This is a genomic window from Actinocorallia populi (assembly GCF_002995495.1).
Classification (GTDB): Bacteria; Actinomycetota; Actinomycetes; order Streptosporangiales; family Streptosporangiaceae; genus Actinocorallia; species Actinocorallia populi.
Genome location: NZ_PVZV01000002.1, coordinates 1,082,256 through 1,096,876, shown reverse-complemented (window position 1 = coordinate 1,096,876; position 14,621 = coordinate 1,082,256). Strand labels below are relative to the sequence as shown.

At 72.8% G+C, this 14,621-nt stretch carries 16 protein-coding genes and 1 pseudogene; 7 read left to right on the top strand and 10 right to left on the bottom strand.

From position 1 onward, the window contains the following. Positions 1-109 precede the first annotated feature (109 nt). Positions 110-655, bottom strand: a complete 546-nt coding sequence (locus tag C2865_RS12185; RefSeq protein ID WP_232835539.1) for a hypothetical protein — start codon at positions 653-655, stop codon at positions 110-112. Continuing rightward, positions 648-1,283 carry a hypothetical protein gene (locus tag C2865_RS12180; protein ID WP_106398441.1) on the bottom strand — a complete coding sequence of 212 codons (636 nt, stop codon included), beginning with the start codon at positions 1,281-1,283 and terminating at the stop codon, positions 648-650. The genes C2865_RS12185 and C2865_RS12180 overlap by 8 nt, the downstream gene beginning before the upstream one ends. Positions 1,284-1,462: 179 nt before the next feature. On the opposite strand from C2865_RS12180, the gene C2865_RS12175 reads away from it, so the two are divergent. Both C2865_RS12175 and C2865_RS12170 read left to right on the top strand, forming a co-directional pair. After that, positions 1,463-2,575, top strand: a complete 1,113-nt coding sequence (locus C2865_RS12175) for a sensor histidine kinase (RefSeq protein WP_106398440.1) — start codon at positions 1,463-1,465, stop codon at positions 2,573-2,575. Further along, a complete protein-coding gene (locus C2865_RS12170) occupies positions 2,572-3,246 on the top strand; it encodes a response regulator (RefSeq protein WP_106398439.1) in 675 nt (224 codons plus the stop codon). The genes C2865_RS12175 and C2865_RS12170 overlap by 4 nt, the downstream gene beginning before the upstream one ends. 113 nt (positions 3,247-3,359) lie before the next feature. Here the strand turns inward: C2865_RS12170 and C2865_RS12165 are convergent, their stop codons facing one another. The 3 genes from C2865_RS12165 to C2865_RS12155 form a co-directional block, all read right to left on the bottom strand. Continuing rightward, positions 3,360-3,800: an SAV_6107 family HEPN domain-containing protein gene (locus C2865_RS12165; protein ID WP_106398438.1), complete on the bottom strand. Its 441-nt coding sequence runs from the start codon at positions 3,798-3,800 to the stop codon at positions 3,360-3,362. A 328-nt stretch (positions 3,801-4,128) separates the two neighbouring features. Beyond that, positions 4,129-4,746 carry a lysoplasmalogenase gene (locus C2865_RS12160; RefSeq protein WP_106398437.1) on the bottom strand — a complete coding sequence of 206 codons (618 nt, stop codon included), beginning with the start codon at positions 4,744-4,746 and terminating at the stop codon, positions 4,129-4,131. A 1-nt stretch (position 4,747) separates the two neighbouring features. Next, complete coding sequence (locus C2865_RS12155; RefSeq protein WP_106398436.1) at positions 4,748-5,023, bottom strand: hypothetical protein; 276 nt, start codon at positions 5,021-5,023, stop codon at positions 4,748-4,750. A gap of 48 nt (positions 5,024-5,071) precedes the next feature. Between C2865_RS12155 and C2865_RS12150 the strand changes: the two genes are divergently transcribed. Further along, the gene (locus C2865_RS12150; RefSeq protein ID WP_232835538.1) at positions 5,072-5,536 is read left to right on the top strand and encodes a YbaK/EbsC family protein; all 465 of its coding nucleotides are present in this window, start codon (positions 5,072-5,074) and stop codon (positions 5,534-5,536) included. Between the two features lie 387 nt (positions 5,537-5,923). On the opposite strand, the gene C2865_RS12145 is transcribed toward C2865_RS12150, so the two are convergent. The 3 genes from C2865_RS12145 to C2865_RS12135 all read right to left on the bottom strand — a co-directional run bounded on the left by C2865_RS12145 (position 5,924) and on the right by C2865_RS12135 (position 8,971). Continuing rightward, positions 5,924-6,613: a peptidoglycan recognition protein family protein gene (locus C2865_RS12145; RefSeq protein WP_106398726.1), complete on the bottom strand. Its 690-nt coding sequence runs from the start codon at positions 6,611-6,613 to the stop codon at positions 5,924-5,926. Between the two features lie 142 nt (positions 6,614-6,755). Then, on the bottom strand, positions 6,756-8,189 hold the full coding sequence (locus tag C2865_RS12140; RefSeq protein WP_198653213.1) for a sulfatase family protein: 1,434 nt from the start codon (positions 8,187-8,189) through the stop codon (positions 6,756-6,758). A 380-nt stretch (positions 8,190-8,569) separates the two neighbouring features. Next, a complete protein-coding gene (locus C2865_RS12135; protein ID WP_157963673.1) occupies positions 8,570-8,971 on the bottom strand; it encodes an ATP-binding protein in 402 nt (133 codons plus the stop codon). A 463-nt stretch (positions 8,972-9,434) separates the two neighbouring features. On the opposite strand from C2865_RS12135, the gene C2865_RS12130 reads away from it, so the two are divergent. Beyond that, positions 9,435-10,319: an NsdA family TPR-like regulatory protein gene (locus C2865_RS12130; protein ID WP_106398433.1), complete on the top strand. Its 885-nt coding sequence runs from the start codon at positions 9,435-9,437 to the stop codon at positions 10,317-10,319. 179 nt (positions 10,320-10,498) lie between these two features. Here C2865_RS12130 and C2865_RS12125 read toward each other — a convergent pair whose 3' ends face one another. Together C2865_RS12125 and C2865_RS12120 are read right to left on the bottom strand one after the other, a co-directional pair. Further along, positions 10,499-11,482 (bottom strand): alpha/beta hydrolase family protein, encoded by a 984-nt coding sequence (locus C2865_RS12125; RefSeq protein WP_106398432.1) that lies wholly within the window; start codon positions 11,480-11,482, stop codon positions 10,499-10,501. Further along, positions 11,479-12,402 (bottom strand): zinc-binding dehydrogenase, encoded by a 924-nt coding sequence (locus C2865_RS12120; RefSeq protein ID WP_106398431.1) that lies wholly within the window; start codon positions 12,400-12,402, stop codon positions 11,479-11,481. The genes C2865_RS12125 and C2865_RS12120 overlap by 4 nt, the downstream gene beginning before the upstream one ends. Before the next feature lie 89 nt (positions 12,403-12,491). On the opposite strand from C2865_RS12120, the gene C2865_RS12115 reads away from it, so the two are divergent. The 3 genes and pseudogenes from C2865_RS12115 to C2865_RS12105 all read left to right on the top strand — a co-directional run. Continuing rightward, positions 12,492-13,412 (top strand): LysR family transcriptional regulator, encoded by a 921-nt coding sequence (locus C2865_RS12115; RefSeq protein ID WP_106398430.1) that lies wholly within the window; start codon positions 12,492-12,494, stop codon positions 13,410-13,412. A 56-nt stretch (positions 13,413-13,468) separates the two neighbouring features. Continuing rightward, complete coding sequence (locus C2865_RS12110) at positions 13,469-13,912, top strand: hypothetical protein (RefSeq protein ID WP_157963672.1); 444 nt, start codon at positions 13,469-13,471, stop codon at positions 13,910-13,912. Between the two features lie 142 nt (positions 13,913-14,054). Next, positions 14,055-14,612: pseudogene (locus tag C2865_RS12105) on the top strand (DUF998 domain-containing protein); the annotation flags it as partial. Between the last annotated feature and the right edge of the window lie 9 nt (positions 14,613-14,621).

Sequence of the window (14,621 nt, the reverse complement as noted above, 5' to 3'; positions counted from 1 at the left end):
CACGCCGGGCCCCGTGGTCACCGGCGGTCCGGAGGAACGCGAGGTGCCGGGAACCTCCGCCCTCCGCCGCCCGTGGCCGGTGACGCGGGCGAGGCGGAGGCGTACGGGCTCAGCGGCCCCGGCGCCGACGGCGGTAGTAGGCCGCCGTGACCACCGCGAGCAGCGGGCCCCAGGCCAGCAGCGGCATGTAGCAGGCGGTCATCAGCCAGTAGCGGATGCCGTCGGGGGAACCGGCCGCGCCCATGTTGTCCGCATCGTTCCAGCTGAAGGCACCGGTGAATGTGATGAGGGTGACGAAGGCCGCGCCGAGGAACGCGGGGATCACCACGGCCGGTACGGGAATCCTTCGGCCGCCCAGGAACGGTGCCCACCGGGGGACCTCCTCGCCCCACCTGTGGACCAGGCCCAGGGTGAGCAGCCCGAGCGCCTCGGCGAGCAGGCTGAGTCCGATCAGGTAGGGGGTTCCTTCGCCGGGGAAGTTCTCCGGGCCGAGGACCTCATCGGTGAATCCGGAGTCCCAGCCCAGGGCGACGGCGATACGCCACAGTCCGGACGGCACCAGGGTCAGTGCGGCGGCGTGCGCCGCCAGGCGGACGGAACGGGAGACCTGCGGGGCGGCCGGCGCGGGAGCCTCTCGCGTCAGGAGGTCAGTCACGGCGGGTCGCCGCCTCGGGAGTCTTCGTGATCTCGGCGTGGACCACCTTGAAGCCGCCCTCGACCACCGTCGTGAACGGTGCGGGGGCCATGCACGTGCCGGCCTGCGGCCGCACGGGGTGGCCGTTCTCGTCGACGTGGCCGGGGTCGACGTTCACCACGCCCCAGGAGAAGCCGAGCCGGTCCGGCTCGCCCCTGCCGCCCTGCTGGACGCTGATGCCCAGCCTGGCTCCGGCCTTCTCGATGTTCGACCTCGTCACGATCGCGGTCAGGGTCGCCGTCCGCCCGCTGGTCACCAGGCAGTCCACCTCGGCCTCCGCCCACCCCGCCTCACCGCCCCGGGGAGTGTGGGAGAACTCCAGCGTGCCCCGGGCGTCGGTGGAGAGCCCCACCGGGGCGTCGGGGAGCACCGGCCGGGTGAACGGCGTCTGCTCGGCGTGGACGGTGAAGCGGATGTCGTCGTCGGCCGACTCGATGTAGGAGATGCGCGCCTGCCCGTGGACGCTCGCGGTCTTCGCCGGTTTCTTCCAGGTGGACGCGGACTCGGCCGGGGTCGCCGGAGCCGGTCCGGCGGTGACCAGCCCGGCGAGGACGGCGACGGCCGTGGCACCGATCGTGATGTTGCGCATGATGAACTCCCGTGTGGGGGAAGGGGGCATTCGCCGTGTTCGGCGGAACGGTTCAAGCTTCGTCCCGGCACCCCCTGCGATCCCATCCGCCGATCGGCACAAAGTTCGCGCCGCCGCCCGGCGCGCCTCTGCCGTTCGGCGGAGAGCCCCGCCGGATCGCCGCCCTTACGCTGATCGGCATGTGGGAATCGAACGGCCCGGCCGTCGGCGCGCTCGGCGCTCTGCCGACGCTCGCGGCCGCGGGCGCACTGGTGTGGGCCGTCGCCCGCCCCCGTGCCGAGGTCCGTCAACGGCTCGGCCGCCTCGCCCTCCCGGCCACGGTCTGCGCGGTGCTCTCCCTGGTCACCAGCTTCACCCTGCCGGCGGCCGGTGTCCACGCCGTCTGGAAGCTGGCGGAGGCCTTCGTCCTCCTGCTCCTCCTGGCCGCGGTCACCCGCTGGTCGCCGCTGCGCGCGCTCAGGCCGGCCCTCCCGACGACCGCCCTCGCGGTGGTCCTCTGGCCCCTTCCGCTGGTGACGGGCGAGTCCGTCCTGGAAGGCATCGGCATCGTCGCCTTCTGGCTGCTTCCCGTGGCCGCCGCGGTGGCCGCGGGCGCCTACCCCCGCCGCCAGGAGCGCCGTCGCCGCCATGCCGTGGCCGAGGCCCGCAGCGCCCAGCGGCTGCAGCTGTCGCGCGACCTGCACGACTTCGTCGCCCATGACATCAGCGGGATCGTCGTCCAGGCCCAGGCGGCCCGCTTCGTGGCCGCCACCGACCCCTCCCAGGCGATGCTCGCCCTGGAACGCATCGAAAAGGCGGGCCTGAACGCCCTGGCCTCGATGGACCGGACCGTGCGGATGCTGCACGGCCCGGAGGCCCACGCCGCCGAGCCGCTCCCCGGCTTGTCCCGGCTGCCGTCCCTGGTGGCGGACTTCACCTCCGCGGGAACCACCGAGGTGCGTCTGGACATGCCTCCCCGGGCCGCGGAGGCGCTCTCCCGCGAAGCGGGCGCGGCCGCGTACCGCATCATCGTCGAGGCGCTGACCAACATCCGGCGGCACTCCCCCGACGCCCCCCGCGCCACCGTCGCGCTCATCCCCACGGCCACCACCGTGGAAATCCGGGTCACCAACGAGCGCGGCACCCGACCCGTCCCGCCCCGCCGCCGCGCCTCCCGGGGCGGCCTCGGCCTCCCCGCCCTGGCCGAGCACGCCAGGTCACTCGGCGGAACCCTCTCGGCGGGGCCGTACGGCGACGGCGGCTGGCGGCTCACCGCCGTTCTGCCGGCCGCGCTCCTGGAGGAGACACCATGACGAAGGCCCCCGGTCCGACCCGCATCCTCATCGCCGACGACCAGGACGACGTCCGCAGCGGCTTCCGCCTGATCCTCGGCTCCCAGCCGGACATGACCGTGGTCGGCGAAGCCGCGGACGGCCTCACCGCCGTCCGCCTCGCCCGCACCCTGAGCCCGGACGTGGTCCTCGCCGACATCCGCATGCCGGGCCTGGACGGACTCGAACTCACCCGCCGCCTCGCCGGCCCCGACGTGCCCGACCCGGTGCGCGTCCTCGTCGTCACCACCTTCGACCACGACGACTACGTGCGCACGGCACTGCGCGACGGCGCCTGCGGGTTCCTGCTCAAGCGCTCGGGCCCCGGGCTGCTGATCGAGGGCGTCAGAGCGGCGATGGCCGGGGACGTCCTCATCAGCCCCCAGATCACCGTCCGCCTGCTCCAGGCCCTCGTCCCCGCGCCGGCGGCGTCTCCCGGCCCCGCATCCCTCACCGTCCGGGAGCGGGAGGTCGCCCGCCTGGTCGCCGAGGGCCTCACCAACGCCGAGATCGGCGGGCGGCTCTTCATCTCGGCGGGCACCGCCAAGACCCACGTCGCGAACGTCCAGGCGAAGCTGAAGGCCCGCAACCGTGTGGGCATCGCCGCCTGGGCCTGGGAGAACGGCCTGGCCGGTCCGATCGCGCGGGAGTAGACCCGGCCGCACCGTCCTCGGTGCGGCGATCGGCGGGTGTCGCGCAGTGTGGAGACCACGGCGCCGCCCTGACCCGCGAGCCGCCCGAGGCCCCGCCGGTCGGCCGGGGGCCGTCAGCCGGTCATGGGGAGGGACTGCTGGGTGGGGATGCCGAGGGTGTCCTCCACCAGGGTGACGAAGAGGTTGGCGTCGTGCAGGAGGGTGTCGGCCTCGGCGAAGGTGGTGGCGGCGGGGAGGCCCGCCTCGGCGGCGGCGCGCTTGTCGGCGCCGGCGGCGAAGAAGACGGCCCATTCGGCGAGGATGGGCTCGGCCGCGGCCAGGCGCTCCCAGGCGGTGCGGGGGCGGCCGCGGCGGGCGGGGGCCGCGGTCTCCCTGGCGGCCAGGACGGCGGCGGCGGCGTGGAGCGCGGCCACGTGGGCCCGGGAGTAGCGGATGTTGGAGTGGGTGGACTCGGCCGCGTCCGCCAGGTGCTGACGGGCCAGACGCAGCTTGTACTGGGCCGTCGAGACCGTCCGGGGGGACGGGCGGCCGGGGGGCATGGGGTGCACGGTCATTGCGTGGCCTCCTTTCGCCAGGCGTGGCCGACCGGCCTCACCTGGGACGATCACTCGCGTCCGCACGCCGGAGCGTCCGGCCCGGGCGAGGGGCTTCCCCTCCCCCCGGCCCGGGCCGGTGCGGACCGGCGGTGCGCCGCCTCCGGTCCACCCGTGCTCCAGTGCGGGCCGCGAGTCCCACACCATGTCGAACATCGGTTCGACATGCCCCCAGTAAACCTGACCGCTCATCCATCGTCAATACGTTCGATCAGCGTGTTCGAGAACCACCCGAACCCCAGGTCGACCAGGTACTTCCGAGGAGAACACACGGGTCTGACAAAACTGGTCACGCGGGCACGGGAGAGCGTCCTCCGGAGCGCGCGAGAGAACCTGAGGCGAGCAGATACTGCGCCGCCATATACGTCAGCATCACCGCCAATCCGTGCATGGGGAGTTCCATATCGGCGATGCGGAAGGCGATGAGCGAGTCCGAGACCAGGAACAACGCGCCGCCGACACCCGTCCTCAGCCCGTGTGCGGCCGAGACCACGGCGGTCGCCGTCAGCAGAAGCGAGTACACCGCCACCGGAATCTGCAAGTCGCCGAGTCCGGGCCACAGAAGAACGACGAGCACCGCCCACAGGACGGCATAAACGCCGACGATCATCCACCGTCGGCGCCCGGCCGCCGCGAAAGAACGCGCGAAGAACGTGACGTAGCAAACATGTGCCGCCGCGAAGAACACCATCCCGACGATGAAGAACCCGTCGAATTCCAGTGCCACGTCTCCCCCGGTCGACAGCAGCAGGCCCGCGACCATGAGCCGCGCCCCGCCCTGCCGGTGCAGCCACCAGGCGAGCACCGGCATCAGCAGCGCCTTCGTCGTGAAAGCCGCGACAGGGATCTCGAAGGCGAGCGCCAGGAGGTGCGCGGCGCCCAATACGAGGAACAGGATGCGCGCCATCTCATTCACCGTCCTTCGCGGAGGGCCGCCAGCCGGGTCCGGCGAACACGTATCCGAGCCGTCCGCACCAGTCGGTCGCCGACATGACGTTCCGCGCGATCGACGCGTACTCGTGGAAGACGACGCGCAGCGGGTTCAACGTGTCGACGTTCTTCGTCAGCCCGTAGACGACCCGTTCCGCCTCGGGGGCGAACGTCCCGGGACGGCACCGCCTCGAGCGCCGGGAGCAGCACCGATGCGGGAGGGCCGACAGGACGGCGTCGGACAGATCACTCATGGCCGGATGTTAGGGGTCGTCCTTCGGCGCGTCGATAGGCTTGCCCCCGTGCATCCCAACGTCGAACGGGTCGCCGCCGTCCTGGCCTCCGCGGGCGCCGCGGGCCGGATCGTGGAGCTCGCCGAGCCCGCCCCCACCGCCCAGGCCGCCGCCGACCTCCTCGGCTGCGAGGTGGGCGCCATCGCCAACAGCCTCGTCTTCGACGCCGACGGCTCCCCCCTGCTCGTCCTGACCAGCGGCGCCCACCGCGTGGACGTGAAGCACATCGCCTCGGTCGCCGGGGCCGCCAAGGTCAGGCGCGCCACCCCCGAGTTCGTCCGCGCGGCCACCGGCCAGCCCATCGGCGGCGTCGCCCCCGTCGGCCACCCCGCCCCGCTGCGCACCCTCGTCGACACCTGGCTCGCCCGGCACCCCGTCGTCTGGGCGGCGGGCGGCCACCCCCACACCGTCTTCCCCACCACCTACGGCGAACTCCTCAGCCTCACCGCGGGCACCGCCACCGACGTCGCCTGATCCCGCCCGGCAGCGCATCGCCCGCCGGGCCGGGCTCCGGCCCGGCGGGCCTTCCCGCCCCCTGCGCACCACTACGAACGGCGTCTGCCCGGACTCCGCGCCACGGCAGCACACGGCCCCTTCCCCGCGGGCCGACCCGAACGGCGTCGACCGGGGCTCCGCACGCCCGGCCACGGGAGCACACGGCCACCCGCTTCTGCGAACCGACCCGCACCACACCAGCCCGACCTCCGCACGCCCGGGTCACAGCAGCGCACGGCCCACCCATTTCTGCGAACCGACCCGGACCACGCCAGCCCGACCTCCGCACGCCCGGTCACGGGAGCGCGCGGCCTTTCGCCGCCGGTGATGGGGTGTGCGGGTCCGGGGCGGCCGGAGGAGGGGGTGTCAGGAAGGGGCGTGCATGATGGCCGCCCAGGTCTTGCGGCCGACGATGCCGTCGGCGGTGAGGCCGTGCGCGCTCTGGAACGCCTTCACCGCGGCGGCCGTCTCCGGCCCGTACCGGCTGTCCGGCTCCACGCCCACCGCGTGCTGCACCCGCACGACGTCCTCGCCGTGCATCGGCGGTTGCGTGAGCTTCAGGACGCGGCCCGGCAGCGGTGCGCCCGGCCGGGGCGCGCCGGCCTCCACCCAGGCGAGCAGCTGCGCGCCCGGGCAGGTGGTGGAGGCGAGCTGCCCGTGGCCCCTGAGGTGGAGCGTCCGGTCGGCCTTCTGGCACGCCAGGTCGTACATGTCCCGGATCGAGGTCTTCGCCTCGTCGGTGGCGTCGCCCTCGTCGCCGATGAAGCAGACCCCGATGCCGCTGACGTTGTGGTCCTTGGCGTGGGCGCCGACGACGAGCCATCCCCGGCCCTCGTAGACCTCGCCGTCCCTGCCGACCAGGAAGTTGTAGCCGATGTCGTCCCAGCCGCGGCCCTCGGGCGGATCCGTCATGTGGAAGGACTGGATGGACTTCGGGGTCTGCGTGGTCGGGCCCTCGGAGTAGTGGACGACGAACTCGGTGCGCTTCGGCCAGGTGGTGAGGGTCCTGGCCCTGGGCGGGGCCGCGCCCCACCGGCCGCGGGAAATGATCTCCATGGGACGCGCCTCCTCGTCACCGGCGTTCCGCCGCGGGCCCCCGCGCACGGCCTGGTCCTCGGCGCGAAACCGCGCCATGGTGTTCCTGCGCCGGCGACCGGGCGTCCAAACCGGCATGATCATCGCGTACCCGTGGAGACCGTCAGACGGTGCGGGAGGCGTTGAGGCGGGCGGACATGGCGGGGACGCCCCAGTTCTTCTCCTGGGCGCGGGAGGCGCCGTGCAGCTTGTTGACGAGTTGGTACGGGTCCTTGACGAGGTCGTAGTACTCGCGGAAGAGGACCTTTCCGCTGCCGACGGGGGTGCCGGACCTGTCGGTGGCGAGGTCGTAGTACTCGGTGTACTGCTCGGCCTTGGTCACGTAGGACGCCCACGAGTGGGGGCCGCGGGGGTCTACTCCGCGTTTCCAGAACTCCACGAGCAGGTGGTCGCGCGCCCCCCTGCGCAGGAGCGACCGGCCGTCCTGGGGGGTGGGGGGCCGGATCCCGGCGGCGTCCAGCACGGTCGCCGAGATGTCGATGTTGGCGACGAGCCGGCGGTCCCTGGTCCCGGAGGCGAGGCCGCCCGCGGGCCAGGACAGGAAGAACGGCACCTCGATGGCCGGGCGGTAGGGCACCGACTTCCGGGCCCAGCCGTGGTCGGCCCAGAGGAAGCCGTTGTCACCGATGAAGATCACGAGGGTGTCCTCGAGCTGCCCGGTGGCCACCAGTTCGTCGCGGAGCGCCTGCACGGCGTCGTCGACCGACAGGAGCGTGCGCATCTGCTCGCGGCGGATGGTCCGGCCGCGAGCGCGGGAGACCCGGGCGTCGCGCAGGTAAGGAGGCTTGTCGCTCTTGTCGGTCTCGTTGACGGAGGGGCGGCCCGCCCAGGCGGGCACGCGCGCGTCCGCGTAGCGCTCCTCCGGGGTGAAGGGTGCGTGGGAGGCGTACGGGGCCACGTAGGCGAACCAGGGCCTCGGGTCGGTCGCGCCCCGCCGGATGAAGTCGCGCGCGAAGTCGCGGATCCGGTGCGTCGTGTGGCCGGGGAGCACCGCGATCCGCCCGTTGTGGTTGAACCGGCCGTCGACGTAGCCGACGGGGCTGAGCAGCGCGTAGTCCTCGAAGTGCTCCGGCGGGCTGGCGATCCGCCACTCGTTGAGGTACTTGCCGAACATGCCGTTGCGGTAGCCCGCGTCCCTGAGGTGCCGCTGGAACGTGGTGCTCTGGTCGAGCCTCAGCTTCTGGTGGTTGTCGCGGACCCCGTGGTTGTGGGCGTAGCGGCCCGAGAAGATGGAGGCCCTCGACGGGGTGCACAGCGGTGTGGTCACGTGCGCGTTCGTGAACTCCACGCCCCCGCCGGCCAGCCACCTGCGCGTCCTGCGCAGCGCCCACGCCGCGTGCTTGGGATGGTCGTCGGTGACGATCACCAGCACGTTCGGCCGCCTCCGCGCCCGCTGCGCCCTGTGCACTTCGAGGGCGGGCCGCACCTCTGCCCGCACCTCCCCGACCTGCCGGGCCCCGGGCATGCAGCCCGCGCCGACCGCCGCGACGGCGGTCGCCCCCGCGAGGAATCCGCGCCTGCCCAGCCGCATCTCCATGCCCAAAAGGTCACCTCTTTCTTCCGCCGCGCGAGCTCTCAGCGCAGGGCCGCGCGTACAGAATGCTCCAAAGGCGAAGAAACGACCAGAGGGTAATTCCACTTTTCAGGTATAGATTATGTAAATAGCCCGTGCCGGGCAGACCTGCCCGCAGTGCGCGGTCAGCGCGATCCGGACGTTCCCCGGCATACGGCATCGACGACCGGAGCCGGGCCCTTCCGCTCCCATCCCTGCCCACGGGAGCCCGCGGAGCACCCGGGTGCCGGCCGGAGCAGGCGGGAAGAGGCGGCCGGACGGCGGACCGCTTCCGGCCGGGCCGCCGCCCTCGGCCGCGGACGAGGGCCCGCCGGGTCAGGTCCGGGCCGCCGGCGGGCGGAGCGTCATCGCGGACTCGCCAGGAAGAGGGCGTACACCCATTTGCCGCCGGGGGTGCGGGTCACTCCGCAGTCCGCCGCGAGGGCGGCGACCAGGGGCAGGCCCCAGCCGCCGAACGTGTGGTCGTCGGGGAGCGCGTCGATGTCCTCGAGGGCGAGTTCGGGGCGCCGCGCGGCCGGCAGCCCCCGGCACGTGTCCCAGGCGCCGATCCACACCGTTCGGGTGCCCGGGTCGAGCCGGGCGCGGAACACGACCTCGGCGGCGGGGGCGGCGTCGCAGGCGTTGCTCACGAGTTCGACCGCCGAGAGCAGGATGTCCTCGGCGAGGTCCGCGGCGACGCGCCATGACGCGAGCCGCGGGCGCAGCAGGGACCGGACGGCGGCCGGGACGTCGGGGGCGGGCCGCATGGTGAGGTTCAATTCGAGGCCCGCGGCGCTCCGCCGGAGTCCGGCCGGTGCCGCTTTTGCGTTGTCCGTGGTTTCTTGCGACATTGTTACCCCGTTCTCGTTGCCCTTGCGGAAGACGTGAGCGGGACGATCCTGAAGGCCTCCACCATGGGTGACCAGGCGGGCATGAGAATGGCTTATACGCGATGCTGAAAGATATCTGACCATCCCTTAGCCTCGGCCCGTGGAGTTTCGAGAACTGCCCGAGGCGACCCGGGCGATCATGCACGAGCGCGGCTGGACGCAGGCCCGGCTCGGCGAGTCCTGGGGGCGCACCCAGGCCTGGGTGTCCCTGGTGGCGGGCGGGAAACAAGATGTCGGATTCAACCGACTTTCCCGGCTACTCGCGCGGGTAGGCTATGAAGTGGTCATACGACGCAAAATCGATGAGGCCGAAGTGAAACGACGCGCATTCCTTACCGGCATGGCGACCGTGACCCTCATTCCCAGCGCCGACGGCAACCCCTACCGCGACCCGGATTATGTGGGCGCCATCGCCGAAAAAGTCAACAGATCCCTTTACGAATCAGGCGGCCTCACCGGTTTCCAGAATGCCTCCCGGCATCTGCGCCGGGTCCAGAACGCCGTCGCGGGAAGCAGGGACACCCGGCTGCTCGGGTCGGCGTCCGCACTCGCCCGGCAGGTCTCCCTGGTCCAGTACGACGCCCGCCGCCTCCCCCAGGCCCAGGAGGCCGGAAAGCTCGCCGTGGCGTTCGCCCGGGCGGGCCAGGACCACGACGCCCGGGTCGGCGCGCTCAACGAGCTCGCGATGTTCTACGCCTACCAGGGCGACGGCCGACGCGGAGAGTGGTACGCCCGGCAGGCCCTGGCCCTCCCGGAGATCTCTCCGGCCTGGGAGGCGCGGGCCTCCCTTCAGCTCGGCAGAGCCCTCGGACTCCTCGGAGAAAAACGCCACTCGGCGATGTCCCTGGACAGAGCACGAGAGGTCGGAACCGACCTCACCGACTTCCAGTACGCGGACCTCATCGGAGGCGTGGGCGTCGCCCTCTACGACCAGGGCTCGTGGAAAGCCGCGCACGACGCGCTCCACGAGGCGGTGGAACGCATCTCCCCCCTGTCGCCCCTGCTCGGCGCCAACTACCTGGCCCGCCAGGTGCAGGCCGCCTTCCAGGCGTCCGAACCACTGCTCGCCGCCGAGCTCACGACCACCCTGACCCGCGTCGCCCCGCTGGTCTCCTCAGCCCGCCTGGACGGCTACCTCACCGAGGTCATGACCCTCTCGACCCCGTGGCGCGACGTACCGGAGGTCAAGGACACCCGCGAGCAGATACGCGCCCTCCTGACGTGACCGCACCCGACCGCGCCCGTCGGTACGTGACGCGGTCAGCACGGGACACGATCCACCCGAGACACGGACGGTGCGAGACGCGGTCAACCCGAGACACGAACAGCGCGGGACACGGACTGGGCAGGACGCGGTCAACCCGAGACACGGACGGCACGGAACGCGGACGGTGCGGGAGGCGGTCAGGTGAGGGCGCGGGTCATCCAGTCGGCCAGGCGGGGCAGCCAGTCGGGGCGGGCGTTGCCGAGGAGGTGGTCGCCGTGCGGGATGTTCAGGTATGCGCCGTGCGGGGCCGTTGCGGCGAGTCGTTCCCCGTTCTCGACGCCGGGGATGTCGTCTCGGCCGCCGTCGACGACGAGGAGCGGCACGGTGATGCGCGGGGCCAGGGCGGAGAGGTCGACACGGCGGGTGAAGGCGCGGGCGGCCTCGGCACCGCCTGCGCGCCGGATGAGGATGTCCCGCACGGGCTCGGGCAGCTCGCTCCAGGTCAGGCGGAAGGGCCCGCTGACGGTGGCGGCCGCTGCCACGCGCGGCTCCAGGGCGGCGGTCTCCGCCGCGTAGTAGCCGCCGAGACTGAGGCCGACGACTCCCGCGCGGTTCACGTTGAGCGCGTCCAGGACGCGGCCTACGACCCGGTGGTAGTCGGCCCGGACGGTCGTCGTGGCGGCCAAGGAGTCCTGCCCGGGGCCGTCCATCGCGAACACCGCCAGTCCGCGTGCCAGCAGAGCCGACGCCACGTCGAGGAATTCCTCTTTGGCCGAGTCCATGCCGGGGACGATGACCACCGTGGCCGGGGCGTCGGCGGGGCCGCGCAGCCAGCCTGTGAACTCCTCTCCTTCGACGCGCTGGGAATCCGGTTCCAGCAGCGCCAGTGCTCGCCCGAAAGCGGAATCCGCTTCTTTCGCGGCCTGTCCCGCCTCGGCGTAAGGAGCCAGCGTGGCCGCGTGGAACCACCGGGCCGCCGCCATCAGGTGTTCGCCTTCCGACACCGAGGACCAGGCGTCTGCCGCGCGGGCGAGGTGGCCGCGCGCCGCTTCGACACAGGCGGGTCCCCATTCGTCGACGGATTCCAGGGCGCCGGTGACGCGCTGGTACTCGTGCGGATCGAGTCCTATGCCGGTGGCCCGCGTCCATTGGGAGGCTGCGAACTCGGCTCCCCCGTTCATCGGCCTGCTCCCGTCGTGAGGACCGCGTTGCCGCGGATTCGGCGCTCCCGCAGGTCGGTCAGGACGTTCGCGGTCTCGGCCCAGTCGGCGACCCGTCCGATCTCCGGATGCAGCCGGCCATCCGACACCAGGCGTACGAGGGTCGCCAGGTCCGCGCCGTAAGGTTCGCCCGCGTAGTGGAAGTGCTGGATCGTGACGCGTTCCGGCCCGCTCAGCAGTTCGAAGAAGTCGAGAGTCGCCGGTGTGCGGCTCGCCTGGCCGAACCAGACGACCAGGCCGCCGGGGCGCGCCTTCGCGGTGGCCGCCGCCAGCCGAGACCCGCCCGTGGACTCCAGGACGACGTCGAACGGCCCTTCCGCCTGTTCCACCTCGTGCACTACGGCAGCCGCGCCCAGTTCGGTGAGCCGCGTGCCGCGTTCCGGTGTGGCCGTCACCGCCGTCACTTCGGCCCCGGCCGCGGCGGCGAGTTCGGTGAAGTAGTGGCCGACGCCGCCTGAGGCACCGGTCAGCAGTATCCGTCTGCCGGCCAAGGCTCCGGTCGTCCGGAGGAGCCGCAGCGCGGTGATCCCGGCCAGGGGCAGGGCCGCCGCCTGCACGTTGCCGACGCTGTCGGGGAGGGGCGCCAGCGCACCGGTCGGGACGGCGGCGTACTCCGCCCATCCGCTGTGCGGCAGATGCCCGACCACGCGGGTGCCCGCACCGGGACCGGATCCGTCGGCGGCCGCCCGCACGACCAGGCCGGACACGTCCTTGCCGGGGAGGAAACCAGGCCGCGGCCGCTCGAGGAGGAAGGTCTCGCCCCGGTTCGGCGAGAACGCCTCGACCTTCACCAGGGCCTCGCCGGATTCCGGAACCGGCTGGGGCGCGTCGGCGGGCTCCACCGGGCGCGCGGGGTCCCCCGTGGGGATCAGTCTTCGCATGCGGCACAGGCAATCCCACCGGGTGTTCCGCGGTCCAACAGCCGTCCGGAAGATCCGACAACCGATGGTTGTCGCTTATGGTGAGGAGCGTGGATCTCGACCTCGGGCAGGTGCGCGCCTTCGTCCTCGCCGCCGAGGAACTGCACTTCGGCCGTGCCGCCGAGCGGCTGGCCCTGTCCCAGCAGGCGCTCTCCAAGCGGATCGCCCGGCTGGAGTCGCTGCTCGGCGTGCGCCTGCTGGAGCGCGGCGGTCAGGGCGTCCGGCCGACCGAGGACGGCCGGCGGTTCCTCGGACCGGCCCGCCTCGCCCTGGCCGCGGGCGACGCGGCGACGGCCGCGGTGGCGCGCCGGGACCGTCCGCTGCGGGTGGACGTCTGGGGGCATCTGTTCGCGCCCATGCGCACGCTCGCGAAGGTCGCCGGGCCCGCGCTGGAGCCGGGGCACGGACGCGACCTGCCCGCGGTCGCGGCGGCGATCCTGCACGGCGACATCGACGCCGGTTTCGGCCGGGTCCATCCACCGCTGCCGGACGGGCTCACGCACCGGCTCGTCCGCCTCGAACCCGTCGACGCCGTGCTGAGCCGGGACCACCCGCTGGCCGCCGCGGCGGAGTTGCGGCCGGAGCAGTTGCGCGACGGGATCCTGTGGGCGCCCGCGGCGCTGGACCGCCTCGACTTCCTGCACCGCTTCGCGGACGGTTTCGGCATCTCCGGCAGGGCCGAGGGCGCCAACCTCGGGCTCGCCCACTTCCTCGCCGAGCTCACCGCGGACACCCGCCGTTTCACACTGCTCCCCGCCGACCTGCCGCTCCCCCGGTCCGCGGGACTGCGCTCGATACCCCTGGTCCGCCCCACGCCGCTCTACGCCTGGTCGCTGCTGTGGCGCTCCGAAGCGGCGCACCCCGGCCTCGACCCCCTCATCGCCTCCTGTGCCGCCGAGGCCCGCCGAAGCCGGTGGCTCGAGTACGACCCGTCCCGCGACTGGCTCCCCCACCCCGGCGACCCGTTCTGACCCGAACGGCCGCCGGAGGGCCGGGAATGTCGGTGCGGTCGTGCACACTGGGGCCCGTGGACGGTGAGTTCTTCGATCAGGTGCGCGATGTGGTGCGGGGCGCGGTTCCGCGGGCTCTCGGCGAGCCTCGGATCCGGGTGCGGCACAACGGGATCAAGGTCTGGTTCGGCGAGGCGGTGCGGGAGCATTACGAGGCCCAGTTGATCCGCCCGGACGGCGTCCCCGGCGCCGAGGGCTTCGCACTCGAGGTCGGGTTCCACGCCGAGTACGGCAAGGCCGAGGAGAACGACGCGGTCCTGGCCAGGCTGCGGGCCCGCGAGCCGCAATGGCGCGCCGAGCTCGGCGACGACCCCGTGGCGGGCGACTTCCTGGGCCACAGGTCCTGGCGCCGCCTCTCGGAGACCTGGCCCGACCCCGCCGACACCGGCCCCGACCTGGTCTTCGAGGTCGGCGTCCGGCTCGCCGACTACATCCGCGCCATCGAACCCCTCCGCTCCTGATCCCCGCACCCGCACCGGGCATGCCCGCCCGGCGAACGCGTCCGCCTTCGCCGGGATCCGGTGGGACGCACGGGGCGTGACTCTTTCCGCGCGGGCGCCGTTTCTCCCGTGTCCGGTGACCGCCTCCGGCGGCTGTCAACCTATGTTGACACACACTCCATGTCAACATAGGTTGACAGCCATGGGACACCTCGACACGCGCCGGCTCCTGCTCATGTGCGGGGTCCTGGCCGGACCGCTGTTCACCGTCGCCTACCTCATCGAAGGCGCCACTCGCGCCGACTACAGCGCCCTCCGCCACCCGGTCAGCTCGCTGGCCCTGGGCGAGCACGGCTGGACGCAGACGACCGCCTTCCTCGTGACCGGGCTCCTGACGGTCGCGTTCGCCGCCGGGATACGACGGACGCCGAAACCGGTCGGCGGCCCGGTCTTCGGTCCCCTGCTCGTCGGCGTGTGGGGCGTGGGCCTGCTGGGCGCGGGCCTCTTCCGTGCCGACCCGATCAGCGGCTACCCTCCGAGCACGCCCGCCCGCGTCGACTACACGACACTGGGCGCCCTGCACGACGCGTTCTCACTCGCCGGTTTCGCCGGGCTGACCGCGGCCTTCTTCGTCTTCACGCGCCGTTTCCTCCGCGCGGGCTCGCCGTGGCGCGCCGCCGTCTCCGCGATGGCGGGCGTGGAGACGCTGGTCGCCTATGGCGGCCTGCTG